We start from the raw sequence: 22,905 nt of genomic DNA, 5'->3' as shown, positions 1-22,905 counted from the left end.
CACGTTTATGGCGCTATCGCGCGCACGTACTTTAGGGGCCTTGGCGAGTGGAACAAAAAATAAAGACGATGAACGGCCTGCGCCAAAGCGTAAACGCATAGGACGCAGGCTTCTTCGTGTACTTCTACATATCGCTTTCTGGCCAGTTCTCCTGATCACATTGATCGCAGTTCTGATCTATGTTCCACCCGTTCAGAACTTCATTCGTAAAAAGGCGATCGTTTTCCTTCAAGAAAAGACGGGAACGGAAGTGCAACTCGGGCATTTCGCCTTACGCTTCCCGATCGGGGTTTCGTTGGAAGGGCTTTATGTAGAAGGACAGGATGGTGATACGCTGCTCTATGCCGGTGATGTGAAAGCACGTTTAGCTCTTACAGCACTCACCCAAAAAAAGATCTTGTTGGGCGGGGTGCAACTAACTGATGTCCGAGCAACAGTGATCCAACGTGCCGATAGTGTCTTCAATTTCCAGTTCGTGATCGATGGTTTTGCTTCAAAGGATACCGTGACCGTTGCACCAAAAGATACAAGTGGCGGGTGGGCGTTTACCATCGAAGATGTGTTGCTGAAGAATATCGTTCTGGACCTGGAACTTGAACCTTCGCACTTGGCTTTGGACCTGCATCTGGGTGAGTTTTCCATTGATATGGATGATCTAGACCTTGCCCAGAAGCGTTATTACGTTGGTGATCTACAACTCAGCGATACCAAGATCGCCATGCGGACCCGATCATCGCCTCCGAAAGCGGACGAATATCCCGCTCTGATCAATCCACTGGATAGCTTGGATATTCGCTTTCAGAACCTCGGATTGAAGAACGTATCCTTCACCATGAAGACCACGAATACGGGGGATAGTCTTTGGATGTATGCCGGGAAAGTTGAAGTTATTGCGGATGCCATGGACCTAACGGAACAACAGGCTTCACTGGAGAAACTATCGCTGAATGAATTCACTTTCGGCATGCTGAAGGCGATACCGGACACCACAGAGAAACTGAAAGAAGAACCGATCTGGCTGGACCAGAATGATGGTTTCCGGTTCTTCATTCGTGACTGGAACATCACGGCGAAAACCGTATCGATCAATGAAAGTGAATTCGCTATGCATACCAGCACTGTTAGTGATGCACAAAAGCTATTTGATCCCGAGCACTTGGTCGTAAAAAAGTTAGAGCTAGAATTGGAAGACCTAACGGTGAACAACAAAAATATCGCTGCGGATATTGATAAGTTGAAAGCGATGACCGGTCACAAGGATACTCCGTTTGAAGCTTCCTTGAAGTTGGATGCTACTCCAGCACGCTTCGCAATTAACAACGGATCGGTTACTGCTGGAGGGATTGCCATCAGCTTTGAAGCCCTAGCGGAACAAGGGGAACTCGCACGGATCTATCGCGACCCTAAAACAATTCCACTTAAACTGAAAGCAAGTTCAGAACTCGATATTGCCCAATTGAAACCACTGCTGGAAGCCTTTGATATCGAAGTTCCGAATGAACTGACCATGGACGAGGTCTTAGCAATGAAGGTCAACGTACGTGGAACGCTTCAGACGCTGGATACGATCGCATTGCTGTTGGACGGAGATCAAGGTTCGCTAGTACGGTTGAAAGGGCACATTGTGAATGCATCGGATTGGCCCCGATCAACATTCGCGCTTGGTATTGAACAGATCACGATGGGAGCGGGTATACGGCAGACGGTGCATCTCTTCACCCCTCAGGGAATGGTACTACCGGAACGCTTCACACTAGTTGCCGATGCCACCGGTGACAATGGTTCTATGCGGGCCAACATCGACATGGATAGTGACCTTGGATCAGTACGCGGTAAAGTTGGAGTGGATGATTGGCGCGATAGCATTCCGAATGCATTCAACATCGATCTGGACGTGGATCGCTTTCGCGTTTCAGCATTCATGAAGGACACGGCCATCGCACCCATAAGTGCGCGCATCAAAGGTTCCGGAACGCAGATCAATTCACCGAACAGGATCGCCCATCTCGAAGTTCTTCCCAAGAAATTACGCTACCAAGGCAATGACCTCAGCAGTTTAAAGATCGTCGCCGATGCGCTGCGCGATTCGATCCATGCGAATATTACTGTCCGAGCGGAACCCATCGATCTTGTGCTCAATGCTCATGGCACGTGGCCTAGCAATGGAGATAGCCTCACCGCACGTTTCGATATTGCGGTGAATACATTGAAATTGCAAGCACTGGGTTTAATGGATCGAGCGCTCAATTTCAATGGAAATTTGAAAGGTCGAGCAGCATTCCACCCCGATGGTTACGGTAGTTTCCAATTGAATGCGGATAGCCTGCGCATGGCCAATAATGAACGTGATTTCCAATTTGAACGCTTCTTGGCGAAGGGGTTGCTCAATACCGATTCCACTGCGTTCGAGATCGAAAGCGATGCCATTACACTCGCCTACCATACCAATTTATCCATCGATAGTTTACTGCCTAGTACACGCGAAAAGCTGATCAGCCTGTTCACTGCGGATACTACGTTCATTGCTAGGACCGGCAAACGCATGGACCTCGCGATCACCTTACCTCGTACGGAGTGGCTCACAGGATTATTGGTGCCTCAATTACAAGCCATAGAACTGGAAAACTTCTCGGGGACCTACGACAGTAATGCTGATGTGATCGACCTCACCATCGACATGCCTTTACTCGTGTATGATAGCATCCGTGTGAAGGAACTACATACCACTGTAAAGGCCGAACGCGCCGTATTGAACGGAGACATCACCATTGCACACATCCAACGCGATTCACTTTATATTGATGGGCTGGAAGTGAAGGCAAGAACTGATGCAGGGGCGCTCATAACTACGTTACGTGTGCAGCCGGAGGATAGCACTGAGCAATACCTGATCGGAGTGGTCCTACGGGATGTTGAGAAGATCCGGACCTTACACGTTCAAGAGAACCTTGTTCTGGACCACATAAAGTGGGAAGCCGATAGCACGAACTTGTTGCATTTCGATGCAGAGGGAATGCGTGCTGAGAACTTCGTTCTGCGCTCCGAAGACCAGCGTCTGGAACTAAAGACAGAACCCGATGCGTTGCACGTTCTGCTGGGCAAATTCAGATTGGCAACCCTTACCAACTTGGTGAGCACTATGGACAGCGTACCGGTCGCTACAGGCACTATTGATGGTGATGTGGCCATTCCGCGTAGTGAGAATGGTCTGTTGAAAGCGGCGATCACGATCAATGATCTGACTACACTTGGCACTCCGATTGGAACACTCACCCTCAACGCGGACCAACGGAACAGCACCACCTACGATGGCTCCGCAAAATTATCCAACAGCCAGAACAAATTGGATGCGAACACCAGGATCACCACTGGAGAAAATACTGCGGTCCGTGCCGAAGCCGACATAGACCTTGGCAATATCAGCTTTCTGAAACCCTTCGTCAGTAACTTTCTCTATGCGCTGAACGGAGGTATAAAAGGTAAGGTGCGCTACGCGCAACAGGGGAAGCGGACAGAAATGGAAGGGAGTCTGGACTTCAATAATGCTGCTGTGGGTGTGATCATGACCGGAGCCACTTACACGCTGAAGAACGAACGGTTGGTACTAACTGCTCAGAATGCATCACTAAAGAATTTCACACTCTCGGATAGCTTGGGAAATACGTTCGAATTGAATGGAGATATCGGACTCAAGAATATGGCTGAACCTACTTTGGACCTTAAAGTTCAGACTGATAAATTCCAGATGATCAGCAGTACGTACGATCAGAACCAATTGTTCTACGGAGACCTGTTCGCGAGCACGGATCTTACAGTAACCGGTTCGGCCAAGAAACCATTGCTGAAGGGAACTGTTGGCATATTGAGCGGCACGGACTTCAGCGTAGTATTGCCCGGTTCGAAAGTGCAATTGGTGCAAGCTGAAGGTGTGGTGGTCTTTACCGATAACTTGAATGCTTATGACACCTTGGCGTTAAGTACGGATGGCGAAGTGCTGCGAGATAGTCTGATGGCCAATCTGCCGGGAGTGGAATTGGACCTTCGCATATTGATCGACAACGGTGCACAATTCGCTGTGGTGTTGGATCCCACTACGGGCGACCAAGCAACCTTCAGGGGAAATGGAGACCTTACGTTCCGCTATTCACCGAAGGGTGATATTTATCTGAAGGGCCCTTTCACGATCGAAGAAGGTGGCTATACACTTGAATTCTATGGCCTGGTCAAAAAACGCTTCGATCTGGTGAAAGGAAGTTCCGTGCGCTGGTACGGTGACCCATTGGATGCGACAATGGCGATCAAAGCAAGGTACATATCAGAAAGTGCACCCTACCCGCTTGTTGCTAGCAGTAGCAGCGGCATAGCGGATGTGGAACGCAACCGATTGCAACAACCCATCCCATTCGAAGTGGTGATCAGTGTGGATGGCGCCATCAAGGACCCTAAGATCGATTTCGGTATTGACCTGAGTCGCGACCTGCGTAACAGCTACCCGAAGGTGAGCAGCAAACTTGAGCAGCTGGCCCAAACAGGCAGTATCGATGAACGAAATCGACAAGTATTCGGGTTGCTGGTGTTGAACAGTTTCATTCAGGATGAAGCTAGTGGCGGTTCACCCAGCAGCGGTATCGCCAGCAGTGCCGCGCGGAATAGCGTTAACGGATTGCTTACCGATCAATTGAACAAACTCAGTGGCAAATACATCAAGGGCGTAAATATCCAGCTGGGTGTGAACACTTACGATCAAGCCAGTGGGAACCAAACCTATCAGCGCACTTCAGTGGATTACAAAGTGAGCAAGAGCATAATGAACGATCGCCTGAGTTTTGAAGTCGGAGGTTCGGTTGGCGTGAATGAATCGAACAGCCAAGTGAGCAACGTGAGCAACACGCGAGCAGCACAATATGCGATCCTCTATGATCTAACGAAGGACGGGCGTTTCCGCATTCATGGTTTCCACGAGAACGCGTATGATCTTTACGATGGCGAGATCACCAATAGCGGTGTAGCATTGATGTACACCAAGGAATTCGAAGAGAATGAACGCGGCCGGATACGGGAGAGGGAAAGGATAAGACGCGCGGAAAATGGGGAAGGAGGGGCGGAAGAGCCTCCGCCCGGACGGTAGAATAAGATAGAAGATGTACCACCAAGAACGCAAGAAAGAGAAGTCCTGAAAACTGCAAAAACATATCCTCTTATGATCGCGTTGATCATGCTAATTAGCGGTTGTCGTGGTTTGAAATACGCCACACCGGAACGGCCGTTGTTCAGTGGTTACGAAGTCCGGTTCAACCAGAACCCCGAAGCCGATGCTGCGGCAGCTCAGAAAGAATTGGAGAACGTTATCGAACCCAAACCGAACAACACGGTCTTCGGAATGCGGCCCACTGTTGCGCTCTACAACATGACGAAGGAGCCTAAACGGGAAGGCAAAGGACTACGGAATCTGCTGAAGTACAAGATCGGTTCGAAACCGGTTTATTTCGACGAAGTGCCATTGAAGGATATTGATGCAGCACTCGCGAACCGAATGAACAACCGGGGCTATTTCAGCGCCACATCCAGACACGAAACGAAGAATAAAGGCCGCACCGCAAGCGTGGATTTTTTTGTAACACCAGGCCGGGTACATCGCATACGTACCATTGCCTACACGGATAGTTCGCGAACGGTAGCCAGTATCGATACGCTGGAGAAACACATTCAAATGGCGAAGGAAAAAAGTCCCATCAAACCCGATGACCCTTACCACCTGGCAGCCTTGATCGCAGAGCGCACACGCGTGGCGGACGAATTGAGGAACATGGGATTCTATCGGTTCAAGGACGATGATCTGGAATTCGCAGCCGATACCACCGTGGGGGACCATCAGGTGGATATGCGCTTACGTGTAAAGCTCACTACCGGTAATGACGAACGCACGCGATACCGCATGAGCGAGGTCTTCGTGCATGGCGATCATGATGATCTTCTTGCACCCAACGATACGTTCCCGGAAGACAGCCTGAAGTACATCAACTACCTGAACATGTTCCGGCCCAGCACGATCACACGCGGAGTATTCCTTCGCGCCGGGAATTACTACTCGCAATTGCGCACAGAGCAGACCAAACGTTACTTGGGTAGTTACGGTACCTTCCGAAGTGTGCAGGTTGATTTCCGTGATGACAGTACGAAACAAGCCTCACTGATCGCGGATGTTCTGCTTACTCCTCAAAAGCGATTCTCGCTCTTCACCGAGTTGAATGCCACCAGCAAGAGCAACAACTTCGCAGGACCAGGGCTAAAAGTGGGTTTTAAGGATCGCGATCTTCTACGCGGCGCAGAATTGCTTACCGTGGATCTGAATGGTCGCTTCGAAACGCAACTCGCCGGACAGAACAAGGGAACGAATGCGTACGAGATCGGGATCAAAGCCTCGCTCGTACTTCCACGACTTGCGCTTCTGCCCTTTCTACGCTCTGCCCGCTTTTCCGTGCCCACCACGCGCATTGATGTGGGTTATGGACTTTTCCGGAGGATCGGGTTATATGGTCTGGAATCCATTAACGGGGCGTACAGTTATGTCTGGCGCTACAATACTCAGGTATGGCATGATCTGAAGGTGTTGGACATCAGCTACAACAACCTCTACTATGCTAGCGATGTGTTCAACACCTTCCTCAATGGCAACCCCGCCATCCGCAGAAGTTTCGACGAGCAATTCATCGTGGGCGTAGGATATACGTACATGCGTACATCACAACGCAGTAAGGCTGATCTCTCGTGGTGGCTGCTCAGCGTAGGTACAGATGAAGGAGGTAACATTATTTCCGGTGTGAATGCAATTAGCGGCCCTCGTCCTGAGGAAGGGTACAAGCTGTTCGGGGAGCGCTACTCGCAGTTCGTACGTTTCCGTCCCGAAGTGCGCTGGTTCCAACGGATCGGTAACAAAGGGGCCCAGATCGCATCACGCGTACTGGCGTCGGTAGCAGTGCCCTACGGTAATAGTTCGGTAACACCGTATGTGAAACAATTCTACAGCGGCGGCACCAATAGCTTGCGTGCCTTCAGGGCGCGCGGTGTAGGCCCTGGCACCTATTCTCCTTCAGTGAACAGCGACAATCCAAAGAACCTATTGATAGATCAAGTGGGCGATATCAAATTCGAAGCGAACTTGGAATACCGCTGGGTGATCGGCGGACCTATCAAGGCCGCCATCTTTGCGGATGCCGGCAACGTGTGGCTTTTGAATGACGATCCACAACGCCCCGGAGGCCAATTCAAATGGGACACAGCGTTGGATGAACTCGCTGTTGGAGCTGGTGTTGGTCTTCGCTTCGACCCCGAAGTGATCGTGATCCGTCTGGACCTCGCCACCCCGCTCCGCCGCCCGGACCTACCAAAAGGAGACCGTTGGGTATTCGACGATCAAGCTCCGAAACTGTGGAATAATTTCATTCTGAATATCGCGATCGGGTATCCGTTCTGAGGCGGATCCCACTTCCTCCTTCACCACCCCCGTCCGTGCCAAAGGCTCCGGGCGAATGCGCGCAGCAAGGGCATCGTGGATCACCTCTTTGATACGGAGAAGTAAACCTTTCTCGGTTTTATGGCCCAAATCGTTTACTGACTTTGCGACTTGTGTGCCGCACTTGAACAACCGAGACCAGATCTCCTTCTACCTTAAAAACTACACGGAATTTCAGTCGATGCAGATAAGCATGACGGAACGGATCCTTGCGTACCTGATACGCGTATGGGTTTGCTTTGATCCTTACATAACATTCGACCAACGAATCGACAAACCTGTTGCCGGACCCCTTCTTTTCCGTCTCTCTATATAGATAGACCTTCCTCGCTTCTGCAACCACGCTAGGCGCTACATCCAAGCGGTATTTCATTCTTACGACCCTTGTCGGATAATGCGAATGGATTCTTCCTCTGAGAAAAATTTGATCTCATTGCGATCTCGTTTGGCAAGCTCCTCTTGGAACGCTGCGTACTCCTCATCCGTAATATCATCATCAGGGTCTATTGAGGAAGGTGCTTCCTTCTCTATGACCTTGGCAACGCGTTGCAGTGCCGCTTCATCCCAGATCAACATGAGGCGCTGCATCAGGTCCAGCTTCTTAAGTGCAATATCCATGGCGCTAGGTTTCGTCCCGTAAAGTTACGATGTTGAGCCGATCGGATGGAACTACGTTGCTTTTCAGGTGTAAATGTGGTCTTTGATTTCTGCCTTGTTCAGCTTTTGATTTGCCGTACCTTCGAGGTCGCGAGGCATAGAACCTGCTGGATTAACGAAATTATTGATGAAAGATCAGCATAGGTTCGTCGGCACATTCATCTCTATCTTGCTTGTATGCGGTTGTACGACCAATTCTGATAAGGACATTGGTCAAGAACATTTTCAATCACAGATCTCCATACCGTCTTCGATCAAAGTTTACCAACTTCAATCAAAAGAAGGAATTAGTGAATCGTTCTATTACTTGGATGGAGATCGTGATTCGATCCATTCCGGAATTATTCGAGTTCTCGATCATCAATTGGAAAACATCAACAATACTTCTATGATCTCATTCTTCCAATATGATCCGAGCCTTCCCGAGTCAGTTGAATTTGGAGAAGAAAACTATCCGGGATCTGCATTATTCAAGGCCTTCTTGATACTTAGATTCGGCGGTGATCCAGCAGATAGGTTACAATGTGTGTTTTTTGAACATGGGGACTTAGTCGAGGGCTTCGTTCTCCCAAAGAATAGTATGGCTTTGTCGAGTATTAAAGCGGAGTTGAACCGCCATGAACTACCCTATCAACCTACCGTGCGGTGAAATACGTAACAATCAATCTCAGCGGTCGCAGGGTCGCGAGGCGCAGACCCTGCGGCGGTTTAACTTAAATAACGATCCGATTAAGAACTATTGGATAAGATATTCCTTCAACTGATATGTCCTTTGCTCACCAAGGGTTTCATCATACAGCTGGAACTGGATCATTCCGACGCCACGAGCCAACCAGAATGATGGCACTTGTTCAGGAAACGGATTTCCCCATGGTTTCTTGATCTGTACAACGCCCTCGTAAGTTATACCTCCAATGGCCAGGGAACCATGGTTTACGAGTTCATCATTCCAATAGTCACTTACATAGAACCAATCGGTGTCACCTTCAATATCTCCATACAAGTAAAGCTGATCACCCAGGAACGATCCGTTCATATAAAAAGAGTCGGATCGCCGAGCGGACAACCATACCCGGATCGTATCACTCTCCATACCACCAATTAGCAGATATGATAACTCTTCCGAATAGTCCGGTTTACATCTTGAATCCGAACCCAATTCCACAATACGATGCAGTCGACCATGCAAGGTGATCGTATCCAGTACGGAAGTATCCTCTACGCACTGGTATACCCAATAACTGTTATCAAGGAATGGACCGAAATATGCGAGCGCGGTACTTCGCAAAGCAAAATTTTCTGGTTTGCCACAACGTCCACCACACCCGACCAAGACGAGTAAAAGTATTAATGCGAAAGCGTAACGTGCCATGGATCTCATTCAAACCATTTTAAGCTAAAAGATAATAACTAACCGTTACAACCCCGTTCCCGCGGATCTGGTTTTCTACTCCACCCTACTTCACCACCCCCGTCCGTGCCAGTGGCTCAGGGCGAATGCGCGCAGCAACGGCATCGTGGATCACCTCTTGGATCTTGGTGCGCGTGCCCATGCTTGCCAATTTGTTCGTGGTCGCATTCGGATAAACCCGGTTGCTCAAGAAGATGTAAACCACATTGGCGTCAGGGTCCGCCCAGGCCATGGTTCCTGTAAATCCAGTATGCCCGAAGCTCGCATAACTCACGCATTCGCACGTAGGACCACCTTTACCACGCTCCGGTTTATCCCAACCAAGGCCACGTCGATTGCCCGTTCCGCTGGGTGAACAGAATTGGCACTTCGTGAATTCAGTTACCACCTTCTCGCTCAAATAACGCCGACCTCCGTAGGTGCCGCCATTGGCCAACAACTGCATGATTATGGCCAGGTCATTCGCATTGCTGAACAAGCCTGCATGTCCGGCAACACCGCCTTTCATGGCTGCGCCCGGATCGTGTACATCACCCTGGATCTGTTTCCCTCTGAATGCAACATCGAACTCCGTCGGTGCTAGGCGGCCTTTTGCAAAGCGCTCCCATGGCTTATAGCCCAATGTACTTGCACCAAGAGGTACGTAGAACGTGTGCTGCACATAACGTTCAAGCGGCTCGCCAGTAACGCGTTCGATCAATTCCTGCAAGAGGTAATAACCCATGTCACTATAGACGTAGTCACCCTTCTTTCCAAGAGGCGTATCAAGCATCCACGTGAGCATGCTATCGCGATAAGCTTGTGGGATGTAAAGACCATCGGCAACGCGCACGTTGTGTTTCTCTGTGGCGCTGTCACTGGCAATTCCAGCCTTCAACTTTCCATCCTTCATCAACCTCAAATAGAATGGAACATAAGGCTTCAATCCTGCTTGGTGAGTAAGCATATCGCGCAATTCCATCCGCGCATGACCCGGATGATCGGCTTTCAATTCCGGGAGGTATTTACCGAAAGTATCATCGAGATCCACCTTTCCTTCATCCACTAGTTTCATTAACGAGAGTGTGGTACTAGCCACTTTCGTGATGCTCGCCAGGTCATAGATATCATCGGATCTTGTGGGACGCAGTTTCTCGTATGTTGGATTGCCGTAAGCTTTGTTCATGATCACTTTGCCATCCACTGCAACCAATACTTCGCAACCAGGATAGGCTTTTGCGCTAATGCCTTCCGCAACGATGGCATCGATCGCAGCGAGATCCGCACTACGGATGCCAATGCTCTCGGGCAACGTATACGCCAACCGACCATTGGAACGCACCTCTTTGCCATCGCCCAATACAAAGAATGATGATGGTGTTACGGGTAGTTTACCATTCGCGCCCATGCCACCGAAGATCACTTGCGACATTAGATCTTGCGTTTCTTCGGTCTCTTCGTAGGCCACCAACACCGAAGCCATGTAGTTGGATCCATAAGCTCTGGTCAGCGTGTACGGATTCGCGAAAAGGGCGAAAATGGTCGGCTTCTTGGCAGCGATCTCTCGAATGATATCCATCGAAGATTCAGGAACACCGAAGTCCTTGTTCAAGCGCCAGGTGGTATTGTGTACGGATACGATCACGCGATCGAACTGCTCCAACTTCCGCAACAATGCTTGAATACTATCCGGCCGCATGGCCTTATTGCAACGGAAGATTTTCACATCAGCATAGCGCTGGAGGCCAATTTGAAAAGGGTTTCCGACGCTATCGCCGATCACAACCGAAGCGATCTTCAGAGAATCCAATTTCCCGATCGGCAAGATGTTATTGTGGTCGTTCAACACCGTAATGGCATTTGCATAGAGCTCTCTACGCAGTAACTGAGCCGACACAGGGTTCAGGTCTTCTTGTAAGTTCTTGGTCGCTATCGGTTTCATCTTAGCTAACCCTGCCCATTCTTTCGCGCGAAGGATCTTCAGGCATTTTGTATCAATAAGCGATCGTGCGATCTCGCCGCTATCCACCGCAAGCTTGATCCGCTCAATTGCTTTAACCGGATCCTGAGGAAAGAGCATTACATCATTTCCAGCGATCAACGCACGCAATTCGATCTCCCCGGGCTTATCAAATTTTGCAACGCCTTGCATATTCAGTGCATCGGTGAAGATCAGTCCTTCAAAACCCATCTCCGTCTGCAAAAGATCAGTAACGATCGGCTTGCTCAACGTGCTTGGTACGCCAACGGCACTGTCCAGTGCTGGCACGTCCATGTGCGCGATCATCATGGCCGATAGCCCTTCAGCGATCAATCTCCGGAACGGATAGAGTTCCACTTCATCCAAGCGTTTTCGATCGTGCATAATGACCGGCAATGCTTTGTGCGAATCCGTATCCGTATCACCGTGACCGGGGAAATGTTTCGCTGTGGCCATGATGCCTCCTTTCTGCAACCCGCGCATATAGGCGATACCTTTTTGCGCGACCAACTCACGGTCCTCACCGAAACTGCGGTCGTTGATCACCGGGTTCGCAGCATTGTTGTTCACGTCCAACACCGGACTGAAACTGATGTGTACGCCAAGCCGCTTCATTTCCCGTGCGATCTCCAAACCCATCGCTTCGATCAACTCGTCATTTTGTATTGCCCCCAACGTCATCTGTCTTGGGAAACGGATCGTGCTGTCCAAGCGCATGGCCAAGCCCCACTCCAGATCCATCCCTAGGATCAACGGCGTTTTCGCGGCCGCTTGATAACGGTTCGTCAAATTTGCTTGCCTACCCGGACCACCTTGAAAGAAGATCAACCCTCCGATATTCCGTTCGCGGACCAATTGCTCAACTTCCTCTACGTGTTTGCTGTTCTTATTGCCGAACGCAGCCACCATCATCAACTGGGCGATGCGTTCATCCAACGTTAGCGTATTGAATACTGAGTCGGCCCATGGCGTGGCCGATTTCAGAAAAGGCGGTGGAAATTCCACAGCACGATCCTGGTGCGGAACACCACTGAAAAATAGGGCTAATGCTGCGGAAACAGCGAGTATGGAAAGAGTATTCTTCATTAAGGAAGCCCAAAACTATCCGTGGTCATGCGCAAGATCAAGGCCGGAACCGCTCACTTGCTAACAACGAATTGATGGTGATAGCGCCTATTCTACAACTGAAAACGTGATCATATTGCCGATCATGCGGATCGATGAAGGAATCTATGAACAAGAACCGATCCGAACTCCCTTCAGCACCAGCAGTTACTTTTGCACGAATTCTTCGGATATCGATTGTTCGATCTCCATAAGTGCATGTCATACACCAACCCTTTCGCTTCCGGATCATGGCCGATCTGATCAGGCTCTTACCGGACCACGTGGCGAACCAGATCGCTGCGGGCGAAGTGGTTCAGCGTCCAGCCAGCGTTGTAAAGGAGCTGTTGGAGAACAGTGTGGACAGCGGCGCTAAGCGGATCATCGTTGTGGTCAAGGATGCCGGTCGTACACTGATCCAAGTGACCGATGATGGGCACGGAATGGGTGCTTCCGATGCGCGTCTTTGTTTCGAACGACACGCTACAAGCAAGATCCGTGAAGCCAATGATCTACAAACGTTGCGCTCCAAGGGATTCCGGGGTGAAGCTTTGGCGAGTATCGCTGCTATTGCACAAGTTGACCTGAAGACCAGGGATAAGCACGAGGAGCTTGGAACCCACATCACCATTGAAGGAAGTCGCGTTCGTACGCAGGACCCAATGGCCGGTCCTATTGGAACCACGATCTCGGTGCGTAGTCTTTTCTACAATGTCCCGGCCCGCCGGCAGTTCCTTAAGAGTGATGGTGTTGAACTGAAGCACGTTATGGAAGAATTCCATCGTGTGGCGTTGGCGCATCCGGATATTGCCTTCCAAGTCGTACACAACGATGTTCAAGAGTTCAACCTGAGCGGTGCGTTGGATGATGCGACACCAAGTGCAGCACTACGTCAGCGGATCGTTGGCCTTTACGGCCGTAAGTATGATGAACGGTTGGTCCCGGTTGAAGAACACACGGATTTCGTGAGCGTGACCGGCTTCGTCGGGAAGCCCGAATTCGCAAAGCGCACGCGCGGAGAGCAATACTATTTCATCAACCAACGATTCATCCGCAGCAGCTACCTGGACCATGCGGTCCGGCGTGCCTACGAAGAGTTGGTGGTTCGAGAAAATTTCCCATCCTGGTTCTTGTTCATCGAATTGGACCCGGCACAGATCGACATTAACATCCACCCTACAAAAACCGAGATCAAGTTCCGTGATGACCGCGCTATTTATGCGATCGTTCATGCAGCTGTACGGCGTGCTTTGGGTCGATTCAACATTGTGCCCAGTTTGGATTTTGAACCGGAGCCGGCCATGATCGCAGCGTTCAGCAGTGCTGCTGCGTCCAGCAAAGCACCCGACTGGAACCCACGTGATCTAGGCGCATTCACGGCCCCGCCACGACCGAGTGCCGAAGGCTGGCAACAGTTATTCAATATGGGGTTGGCATCGCCAGTGGATGACACCATCGAAGATGAGGCAAACAGACCGGCCCGTGAAATGGACGGTCGGCCATACAGCGAACCACGCATTTTGCCATCGCGCGAATTGGATGGCGAGCAAAGTGACCGCCCGTTATTCCAGTTACACGGAACCTACATCTTGGCTCAACTGCGGAACGGCTATATGGTCGTGGATCAACATCGTGCCCACGAGCGGGTCTTGTTTGAGCGCAACCTCAAGTTACTCGAGAGCGGCGCAGGCCTTACCCAGACCGAGCTCTTTCCGCGTCACGTAGAATTGAATGCCGCAGACCTGGCAATGGTGGAAGAAGTACTGCCCGACCTACGGAAAATGGGTTTCGATCTGGAATTGTTCGGGGGCCGAACCGTTCAAGTGAATGGGATGCCTGCCGAAGCTGCGGATGAAGACCCTACCCGCTTGCTCGAGAATTTATTGGAACAACTAAAGCAGCAGAAAGGTGGTCTGCGCAATGAACGGCACCAAGTGTTAGCGACCGGTATGGCGCGCAGCATGGCGATCCGCAGCGGGCGCAATTTGACAAGCGCGGAAATGCTTGACCTGATCGACCGCCTCTTCGCATGCGAAATGCCGTACACCACCTCCAGCGGCAAACCGACTTTGATCACTTACGGGCTCGACGAGCTCAATGAACGTTTCGAACGATGATGCAATTCTCACAGAACCCTTTATCCGGGATCCCAACCGTCGTTAAGAACCTATTGATCATCAATGTGATCTTCTTTCTGATCAAGGTCTCCGGGTTCGGAGATTTTGGTGGTGACAGCATGGACACGTGGTTCGGGCTTCATTTTTTCACCTCTCCGCTTTTCCAACCATGGCAGCTCATCACGCACATGTTCATGCATGGTGGGTGGTTGCACATCGGCCTCAACATGTTCGGGTTGTATATGTTCGGTCCACCTTTGGAATACCGCTGGGGCGCGAAGAAATTCCTGATCTTTTACATGATCGCCGGAGTAGGTGCTGCGTTGTTCTATTCAGGTGCACACGCTTTTGAATATATGCGCATGTTGGATTACATGAGTCCAGAAGCGGTTGCTGAAGTAAAGTCCATGGGTGCTGAAGCGTTGGTCCACGGACAGAATTTCGTTGATGCCGATATGGCCCAGTTGAATCTCTTGATGAACACATCCATGGTAGGTGCTTCCGGTGCTTTGTATGGTATCCTGCTGGCCTTCGGACTCACCTTCCCCAATGTGGAATTGATCATGTTCCCATTACCCATACCGATCAAAGCACGCTACTTCGTTTGGATCTTTGCGGGAATATCCGTGTACAGCGCAATTCAGAATAACCCCGGTGATAACGTTGCGCACCTCGCTCACCTCGGCGGAATGGTGGTTGGTTTCATCCTCCTAAAGATCTGGGGTGATGGCCCCAAACAAGCGTTCTGATAACGCATCCAGTTGATCGATCAGCACGTTGTTGATCACGGATCATTTTCGCACGCGATTGACTGATCGGTAGGCACGACCTTTGCTACCGTTGTTCAACAACCAAAAATAAGAGGCAGACCGAACGCTATGGGAATTATGGATGAACTAAGGATGCAATGGCGTGCCGGTGGCATGACCGTGAAACTGATCCTTGCGAATGTTGGTGTTTTCGTTGCATTGGTCCTGCTTTATTTGGTGTTCTTGATCATTGCCCAATGGGACGGAGGAACCGCGCTGATGATGCGCCATGTCTATGTTGAGCAATGGCTTACCGCACCTTCCAACCTGAGCGACCTCGCCATTAGACCTTGGACGGTAATCACATACATGTTCACCCATACCGGTGTAGGCCACATCTTCTGGAATATGATACTCCTTTGGTTGGGCGGCCGAATGTTCGAAGACCTTTTAGGCGGCAAGCGGTTACTGGGATATTACATGCTTGGAGGTCTAGCCGGATTTCTACTTTTCGCAGTGCTACAGAACGTAGCACCAGGGGCACCTCGAGCAACTGTAATGGGTGCATCGGCAGGCGTGATCAGTGTCTTGATCGGTATTGCAGCTTACCGCCCTCAGATGGTGGTGAACCTCTTTCTCTTTGGCCAGGTGAAACTAATGTACGTTGCAGGTGTGATCCTGATCTTGGATCTGATGGGCGTTGGTACGGCGGATGGAGTGGCACATGAAGCACATATTGGCGGTGCACTATTCGGTATCCTCGCTTCGCGACAGCTCACAAATGGCAATGACTGGGCTACGACATTCATTGATGGATTGGAAAAACTGGCAAGACCATTCAAACGAAAAAGTGGTTCAAGAATGCGGGTAGAAAAACCCTTTTCTAAAAAACCACAGCGAAACGACACCGACTACAACGCCGCAAAACAGGCCCAACAAGCGCGCATCGATTCAATACTCGACAAGATATCCAAAAGTGGTTACGATAGTTTGAGCAAGGACGAGAAGAACATCCTCTTCAAAGAGGGCAATGGTAAATAGTACGATCACGGCATACCGATCCACGCCCAATTGAAACGATAACAAATAGCACGAAGGAAAAAAAGCGCCCCTCAAGGTGGCATCTGCCAATGTGGTGGATCAATATCCTATGCGCAATGTTGTTGTTGTTCACCTATTTGGCACCCTATACCAGCCCAAAGACATTCTGGATACCGGCACTTTTGGCACTAAGCTTCCCTTATCAATTATTGATCCATTTCTTCTTCTTGATCTGGTGGGCGGTCTTTCGACGGAAACGGATGTTGCTTTCAGGAATTGTATTGTTGTTCGGATGGGGGCATGTGGCAGATCATTTTCAATTGTTCGGTAATACCGATGCACCGGAACTGACAGCCTCCGCTCCGATCAAATTATTGTCGTGGAACGTGCGCCTATTCGACCTGTACAATTGGACCGGAAACAAGGTTACGCGCGATGCGATCTTCAAAGAATTACATGCACAGGACGCCGATATCCTATGCTTGCAGGAATTCTTTTACAGCCGCAACACCATCTTTTTCAGGACCAAGGATGCACTCCTAAAGGAATTCAGATATACCCACATTCATGATCGCTACACCCAGCACACGCGCCTGGATACGCATTTCGGTATCGCCACTTTCAGCGCTTTTCCAATAATTGCAAAAGGCGATATCAAATTCCCGGAGAACCCGAACAATCAATGTATTTGGAGCGATATTGCTTTGAAGGATGATACGATCAGAGTCTATAATGCGCACTTGGCCTCGTATCATTTCGGCGATGAGGATTACAAGTTCATTGAAAAGTTGGATACGGATACGGACCGGGACTCCATTCGTACCGGTGGGCTTCGTATTCTGAAGCGCCTACACCGCGGTTTCGATCTCCGAAGCGATGAAGTTGAACGTATTGCCGCACATATGGCCGCTAGCCCCCATCCGGTGGTCTACTGTGGAGATATGAATGACGTTCCAATGAGCTTCAGCTACAATGAACTGAAAGGAAATAAGGTTGATGCATTCCGTGAAAGTGGCTCTGGGACCGGCGCAACGTATGTCGGTTTCTTGCCGGGCCTCCGGATCGATCATATTCTACACGACGAGTCGATCATCTCCTGGGATTTTCAGACATTGCCAATTGAGTTGAGCGACCATCGCCCTATCTCGGTCATGATCGCTACCAAGGGCGAATAGCGATCACACTAAGCACTTGCGTTGCTGCTTGCACGGAATTCGCAGATCGATGAAGTGAGCAAATAGAGCAGAGTCGGCCTCTTGCCGCCAAGTTCATACGGTTGGTCGAATACATTTGGATCGCTATTTTTCTTGCCTCAGATTTGCTTCCGCTAATGCAAGGAAGCGCACACCATACTGCAACCATTCATGCACATAAGTTGCTTGGAGACGAACGGGTGACCGCATTCCTAAAAGCTGCGAGTGTCCATTGCGACAGTCTGGCAATTGACCTTGCCAACGGTTTCTTGCGTGATGGCAGATCGGTGCAGTTCATCCTTTCTCCACCTGTCGGGGGCAGCGCTGGATTCACCTTGTTCGCTCATTACATTGAGCCCGACCTTGCGTGTATTGAATTCGCGCTATGGACCGATCAACAAAAACGCTCTGGTAGTACATGGGAAGTACGCTTCGTAAAGAATGAGGTCGTGGATCTCGTTGATGTGCAGTCCACGCCGCACGAGTTTGCGGCAATTGCACGTGCTTCTATGCGTGTTGCGTAGATCTACCGCTCCGACACTTTTCGTAATAAGGCGTAAAAAAGCCCTTCAATTTTCATTGAAGGGCTTTCATTTTAGGGAGCCTCCCATCGGATTTGAACCGACGACCTGCTCATTACGAGTGAGCTGCTCTACCCCTGAGCTAAGGAGGCATACACCCCCAACGAAAAGATCATTCTTTCCGATGGGGGCCGCAAATGTAAGCTTCTGCCGATCAGAATTTGGTAAATTGGATGGGGGTATGATCAGCTATGCTCACTGTGTATACTCCTTGCACCAATTGATCGATATCGATGACCGTCCGACCGGTCAACTGTGTTCTGGTGGTGAGGACCGTACGACCCGTAGCATCCAGCACAACGACCATCAATGCCTCTTTTTGCTCTGGTAATTGGATCGTAATACTATCGTCCGCTGGATTCGGGAACAGGTTGAAAGAAGGCAGTTCGATAGGACCAATGCCTGTGGTACTGCGGGTATCAACAGCAAGATTTCCGCAACTAACACTTGCTGGCACACTGGATAGGATCGTTCCATTCAGATCCAACACAAGCAATTCTCCAGTACTGGAAAAGTCCGTCGTTGTGGCATAAAGCACGTTATTCAGATCGTCCTCTACAATACCATAGACCGCAGGTGATCCGAACAACGTGTCCAGAACCGCATCATTGCTGATCGAGTATCGCGCCAATTCGTTCTGAGCATATTCCAGGAAGTAGATGTTATCTCCGGAAACTACAGAAGCCGCACAGCTGGATAAAGAAGTAACATCCGTAGTGCCCTGTAATGCGGATATCTGAGGATCAACGGTACTGATACTGCTCTTGGAAAAATCGGTGTTATTGAATGAATGTAACATGCCGTTGACCACGAACAATTTCTCTGGATTCAGCCCAGCGGGGCCTAGATCCACTTCCTGTCCGTAGGTCTGCGCTAAAAGATCAACTTCTCCAATGATCCCGGAAAGGTTTGCCCAATCAAACGCATTGTTCACTCCGAGATAGGCCTTGTCCTCCAGAACGACCACGTCTTCTGCGCTTCGCGTCAATCCATCCACTGGGTCTATGCTCCAAAGCAGATCCAAGGTATTCTTGTCCCGAACCTCGAAATAATGGTCGAGACCGCCGAGTTCTCCGCGCGTCAAAAGCAACTTATCGTTCCAGATCGCCAACTTTCTAACTCCTTGTACCATCGCAAGGTCAAGCTCCGTATAATCGTCCGCACTGTACTTTACGATACGATCATCCGCCGCTACGAATACGGTAGCACCATCTACCAGCACATCGGATCCGAAGCGAGGCCCCGTCAATGTTGCAACGGTCTGGAACATACCTGTTCCCGGGTCATAGGATCCAAGCGTTACCGGAATGACCTGTACGCTATTGGCGTAATCAAAATAGCCTTCACTGAGAGCGAAGACCTGCCGCACTTGCAGTTGAGCATTTGCGAATAGAACCACAGCGAAAGCTGCACACGAAAGAATTGAACGATACATGTTAATTGTTTTTTGGGTGCTGCGTTCACCGCACAGCGTTAATGTGGTGAAACCCCAGGATATGGTAGGCGCCCATGCACTAGCTACCGTGCCATTTCCCGTGGCCGAACTATTGTGTGGTGGCAGGTCTTCTGGCTCACTACCCTACTTGTTGCGCCTTCCCGGATCTTGATCCCAGTGGCTTTGTGCAACAAGCTTCAGCAGTCTACAGCTGCGGGAACAGCTCCCGGTTGAACGGGATTCCCTTTTCGATCAATGTTCTTTTGATCTAACCAATGCAACCCTTTGGATCCGGACCTAAGTACATCTCCTCCAGATAACATTGGACCACTACACGGTGCCGAAGATAAGTGACGCTATCCTTAGATCAAAAATGACCGTATTGCCGAGAACCGACCAAAGGTTATCAATCCCGATCCTCCGAATTATCTTATGATCCCATATCATGGTTGGCCCTCCAATCCTTGACCTAACATTTGTACTACTTCTTTACTTTTATGTCTTCCTAACCATATCTTTGTAACAACACTATCAATAGTGGTCCGATCATTTCGGTCGACGCAGCATTGAAAGCATGGGAATACGACCGATGAAGAAAGAGATCAAGCAGAGCGAGGACGAGACGTCGATGCAGGCACCTGAGCAAATTGCGAAACGGTGCTATTCAAATTATAAGGAAAGTAATGATCTCGCTTTCGACCCCATGAAGGAGTTGAACTTACCCAGTAGTTATGACGAGGTATTGGCTCGCTTCAATACGCTACAAGGAGACCGTGCTATGGAAGCTCTGAACTGAGACCTTCCAGTAGATCACTCAAGAACGCCCTGCCGAAAAAGCAGGGTGTTCTTGTTTTATCCGATCCTTTCATATCTTCATAGCCTCGAAGTTCGTTCTTTTTCGTTTCACGATCATCCTGCATCGGTCACCCGCAGTAGTGTGGGAACATTTTAGGTTAGGCCGCACAGGATCTTAATTCCTTGCGCCATGAAGACCTACGATGCAAAACACATTAAGAACGTCGCGATCCTTGGATCCCACGGATGCGGCAAGACCACCCTGGCCGAAACCATGTTGTTCGAAGCTGGAGTGATCGATCGCCGCGGAAACATTGTGGATCATAACACAACAAGCGACCATCATGAGTTGGAACACAAGCGCAGCAGTAGCGTATACAGCACATGCCTGCATACGGAATGGCGCAATTTCAAGATCAATATTCTGGACACCCCTGGACTGGATGACCTAGTGGGCGAGACCATACCCGCATTACGTGTTGCAGATACCTGCTTATTACTGCTCGATGCACGCCACGGAGTAGAGGTGGGGACGGACCTTGTGTGGGAGCATATGCAACATTACGACCGTCCAGTGATCATTGGTGTGAACCAATTGGATCACGTGAATGCTGACTTCGAAGCTACAGTTGCGCAAGCCAAGATCCACTTTGGCAGTTCAGTTACGGTGATGCAGTATCCGATCGAAGAAGGTGAGGGATTCCATCGCATCATCGATCTGCTCAAGATGAAGATGTATGTGTTCAAGGATGATGGTGGCAAACCTGAAAAACTACCTATCCCTGCTGGAGAGATTGAACGAGCAGAGGAGCTTCATAAGGTGCTGGTCGAAAAAGCAGCGGAGAATGACGAGACCTTAATGGAACACTACTTTGACAAAGGCGAATTGGATGAGGATGAAATGCGAGCGGGCCTGAACCTCGGAATGATGAAACGCACATGCTTTCCTGTTTTCTGTTTAAGTGCTTTGCGAAACATGGGTAGCGGCCGACTAATGGGTTTTATCGATAATGTAGCCTCAAGCGCAACCGAAATGCCCGCGGAAGAACTGGAGGGTGGCGGCTCGCTGAAATGCCAGACCGATGGGCCTACTGTTCTCTTCACATTCAAGACGGTCATTGAACCACATGCTGGTCATATCTCCCTGTTCAAGGTCATGAGCGGAACGGTAAAAGAAGGCATGGAGCTTACCAATGACAACACGGGTAATATCGAACGTATCAATCAGCTCTTCATTATGGAGGGTAAGGAACGAAAGCATGTGAACCTTTTGGAAGCCGGTGATATTGGAGGCACCATCAAACTGAAAGAAACCTCGACCGGACATACATTACACTCACCTGGTAAAGGGATCAAACTGGTTCCGCTTGCGTTCCCGCAACCGCGCATTAGACAAATGATCAGAGCGGTTGATGTGAAAATGGAGGAAAAGCTCCATGCAGCATTGTTGGAGATCCAGAAAGAAGACCCAACGATCGTACTAACCTACAACCGGGAAACTGCACAACAAGTGGTGGGCGGCCAAGGTGAATTGCACCTCAATTTGCTTAAATGGAAGCTTGCGCACCACTACAAAGTGGACGTTGCATATAGCGATCCCCGTGTACCCTACCGCGAAACGATCAGGAAAGCGGCAGAAGCGAATTATCGTCATAAGAAACAAAGCGGTGGATCCGGTCAGTTCGCGGAAGTGAGTCTGCGCATCGACCCTTGGTACGAAGGCATGCCGGACCCGACCGGTGTTAGCGTTCGTGGCAAGGAGGTCGTTGAATTGCCTACCGGTGGCGTATTGGTATTCTACAATTGCATCGTGGGTGGTGTTATCGATAATAAATTCCTACCCAGCATCCTGAAAGGGATCATGGAAAAAATGGAGAACGGACCGCTCACCGGCTCACCGGCAAGGGACATCCGTGTGGTCGTGTTCGATGGCAAAATGCACCCTGTGGATAGCAATGACATCAGCTTCCGGATCGCTGGTCTGCAAGCTTTCCGTGAAGCATTCAATGAGGCCGACCCTCAATTAATGGAACCGATCCATGAATTGCAGGTCCGTGTCCCTGCTGATCTGATGGGCGATGTTATGACCGACCTGCAGACACGTAGGAGTGTTGTCATGGGCGTGGATGGAGCAGGCAGATATCAGGTCATCTTAGCGCATACGCCGTTAGCTGAATTAGGCCGGTATTGCACCACGTTGGGCAGTCTAACGCAGGGCCGAGGAACATTCACCGAGCACTTTCATGCCTATCAGCAGGTTCCATATGAGATACAGCACAAACTGGTGAATGCACATACGGATGAAGGGGTCGCTGCGTGACTGGCCTTGAAATGCTTCAATGATAGCCG

14 protein-coding genes, 1 tRNA gene and 1 riboswitch are annotated in these 22,905 nt (G+C 50.0%); of the genes, 10 read left to right on the top strand and 5 right to left on the bottom strand.

Features of this window, described 5'->3' with window-relative positions; genetic code table 11:
- The first annotated feature begins 7 nt into the window (after positions 1–7).
- Entirely contained in the window at positions 8–5,128 is a 5,121-nt protein-coding gene (locus IPF95_13655; protein MBK6475729.1) for a translocation/assembly module TamB domain-containing protein, read from the top strand.
- A 72-nt stretch (positions 5,129–5,200) separates the two neighbouring features.
- Entirely contained in the window at positions 5,201–7,474 is a 2,274-nt protein-coding gene (locus IPF95_13650) for a BamA/TamA family outer membrane protein (protein MBK6475728.1), read from the top strand.
- Positions 7,475–7,888: 414 nt separating this feature from the next.
- Here IPF95_13650 and IPF95_13645 read toward each other — a convergent pair whose 3' ends face one another.
- Positions 7,889–8,131, bottom strand: coding sequence for a hypothetical protein (locus tag IPF95_13645; protein ID MBK6475727.1), 243 nt, complete (start codon positions 8,129–8,131; stop codon positions 7,889–7,891).
- A gap of 166 nt (positions 8,132–8,297) precedes the next feature.
- Between IPF95_13645 and IPF95_13640 the strand changes: the two genes are divergently transcribed.
- Positions 8,298–8,819: a hypothetical protein gene (locus tag IPF95_13640; GenBank protein MBK6475726.1), complete on the top strand. Its 522-nt coding sequence runs from the start codon at positions 8,298–8,300 to the stop codon at positions 8,817–8,819.
- Between the two features lie 87 nt (positions 8,820–8,906).
- Here IPF95_13640 and IPF95_13635 read toward each other — a convergent pair whose 3' ends face one another.
- Both IPF95_13635 and IPF95_13630 read right to left on the bottom strand, forming a co-directional pair.
- Positions 8,907–9,542 carry a hypothetical protein gene (locus tag IPF95_13635; protein MBK6475725.1) on the bottom strand — a complete coding sequence of 212 codons (636 nt, stop codon included), beginning with the start codon at positions 9,540–9,542 and terminating at the stop codon, positions 8,907–8,909.
- Positions 9,543–9,627: 85 nt separating this feature from the next.
- The gene (locus tag IPF95_13630) at positions 9,628–12,627 is read right to left on the bottom strand and encodes a serine hydrolase (GenBank protein MBK6475724.1); all 3,000 of its coding nucleotides are present in this window, start codon (positions 12,625–12,627) and stop codon (positions 9,628–9,630) included.
- A gap of 269 nt (positions 12,628–12,896) precedes the next feature.
- On the opposite strand from IPF95_13630, the gene mutL reads away from it, so the two are divergent.
- The 5 genes from mutL (at position 12,897) to IPF95_13605 (ending at position 18,269) form a co-directional block, all read left to right on the top strand.
- Positions 12,897–14,762 (top strand): DNA mismatch repair endonuclease MutL, encoded by a 1,866-nt coding sequence (gene mutL / locus IPF95_13625; protein MBK6475723.1) that lies wholly within the window; start codon positions 12,897–12,899, stop codon positions 14,760–14,762.
- A gap of 29 nt (positions 14,763–14,791) precedes the next feature.
- On the top strand, positions 14,792–15,511 hold the full coding sequence (locus IPF95_13620) for a rhomboid family intramembrane serine protease (protein MBK6475722.1): 720 nt from the start codon (positions 14,792–14,794) through the stop codon (positions 15,509–15,511).
- Between the two features lie 138 nt (positions 15,512–15,649).
- A complete protein-coding gene (locus IPF95_13615; GenBank protein ID MBK6475721.1) occupies positions 15,650–16,552 on the top strand; it encodes a rhomboid family intramembrane serine protease in 903 nt (300 codons plus the stop codon).
- 89 nt (positions 16,553–16,641) lie between these two features.
- Positions 16,642–17,727, top strand: a complete 1,086-nt coding sequence (locus IPF95_13610) for an endonuclease/exonuclease/phosphatase family protein (GenBank protein ID MBK6475720.1) — start codon at positions 16,642–16,644, stop codon at positions 17,725–17,727.
- A 155-nt stretch (positions 17,728–17,882) separates the two neighbouring features.
- Complete coding sequence (locus IPF95_13605; GenBank protein ID MBK6475719.1) at positions 17,883–18,269, top strand: hypothetical protein; 387 nt, start codon at positions 17,883–17,885, stop codon at positions 18,267–18,269.
- A gap of 77 nt (positions 18,270–18,346) precedes the next feature.
- Here the strand turns inward: IPF95_13605 and IPF95_13600 are convergent.
- Together IPF95_13600 and IPF95_13595 are read right to left on the bottom strand one after the other, a co-directional pair.
- Positions 18,347–18,418, bottom strand: a tRNA-Thr gene (locus tag IPF95_13600).
- Positions 18,419–18,480: 62 nt separating this feature from the next.
- The gene (locus IPF95_13595) at positions 18,481–19,761 is read right to left on the bottom strand and encodes a T9SS type A sorting domain-containing protein (GenBank protein MBK6475718.1); all 1,281 of its coding nucleotides are present in this window, start codon (positions 19,759–19,761) and stop codon (positions 18,481–18,483) included.
- A 103-nt stretch (positions 19,762–19,864) separates the two neighbouring features.
- Positions 19,865–20,053: riboswitch (cobalamin riboswitch) on the bottom strand.
- Between the two features lie 297 nt (positions 20,054–20,350).
- Between IPF95_13595 and IPF95_13590 the strand changes: the two genes are divergently transcribed.
- Complete coding sequence (locus tag IPF95_13590; protein MBK6475717.1) at positions 20,351–20,557, top strand: hypothetical protein; 207 nt, start codon at positions 20,351–20,353, stop codon at positions 20,555–20,557.
- 189 nt (positions 20,558–20,746) lie between these two features.
- Entirely contained in the window at positions 20,747–22,876 is a 2,130-nt protein-coding gene (locus IPF95_13585; GenBank protein MBK6475716.1) for an elongation factor G, read from the top strand.
- Positions 22,877–22,905: the final 29 nt, after the last annotated feature.

This window comes from Flavobacteriales bacterium, from assembly GCA_016704485.1.
GTDB lineage: Bacteria > Bacteroidota > Bacteroidia > Flavobacteriales_F > PHOS-HE28 > PHOS-HE28.
This window is presented reverse-complemented; position numbering and strand designations above follow the sequence as displayed.

What these genes read in the sequence shown, in the direction of transcription:
- IPF95_13640 (MBK6475726.1), top strand. Translation starts at nt 8,298, where the DNA reads ATGAAAGATCAGCATAGGTTCGTCGGCACATTCATCTCTATCTTGCTT.
- IPF95_13645 (MBK6475727.1), bottom strand. Translation starts at nt 8,131, where the DNA reads ATGGATATTGCACTTAAGAAGCTGGACCTGATGCAGCGCCTCATGTTG.
- IPF95_13615 (MBK6475721.1), top strand. Translation starts at nt 15,650, where the DNA reads ATGGATGAACTAAGGATGCAATGGCGTGCCGGTGGCATGACCGTGAAA.
- IPF95_13650 (MBK6475728.1), top strand. Translation starts at nt 5,201, where the DNA reads ATGATCGCGTTGATCATGCTAATTAGCGGTTGTCGTGGTTTGAAATAC.
- IPF95_13605 (MBK6475719.1), top strand. Translation starts at nt 17,883, where the DNA reads ATGCAAGGAAGCGCACACCATACTGCAACCATTCATGCACATAAGTTG.
- IPF95_13590 (MBK6475717.1), top strand. Translation starts at nt 20,351, where the DNA reads ATGAAGAAAGAGATCAAGCAGAGCGAGGACGAGACGTCGATGCAGGCA.
- IPF95_13635 (MBK6475725.1), bottom strand. Translation starts at nt 9,542, where the DNA reads ATGGCACGTTACGCTTTCGCATTAATACTTTTACTCGTCTTGGTCGGG.
- IPF95_13595 (MBK6475718.1), bottom strand. Translation starts at nt 19,761, where the DNA reads ATGTATCGTTCAATTCTTTCGTGTGCAGCTTTCGCTGTGGTTCTATTC.
- IPF95_13585 (MBK6475716.1), top strand. Translation starts at nt 20,747, where the DNA reads ATGAAGACCTACGATGCAAAACACATTAAGAACGTCGCGATCCTTGGA.
- mutL (MBK6475723.1), top strand. Translation starts at nt 12,897, where the DNA reads ATGGCCGATCTGATCAGGCTCTTACCGGACCACGTGGCGAACCAGATC.
- IPF95_13610 (MBK6475720.1), top strand. Translation starts at nt 16,642, where the DNA reads ATGTGGTGGATCAATATCCTATGCGCAATGTTGTTGTTGTTCACCTAT.
- IPF95_13630 (MBK6475724.1), bottom strand. Translation starts at nt 12,627, where the DNA reads ATGAAGAATACTCTTTCCATACTCGCTGTTTCCGCAGCATTAGCCCTA.
- IPF95_13655 (MBK6475729.1), top strand. Translation starts at nt 8, where the DNA reads ATGGCGCTATCGCGCGCACGTACTTTAGGGGCCTTGGCGAGTGGAACA.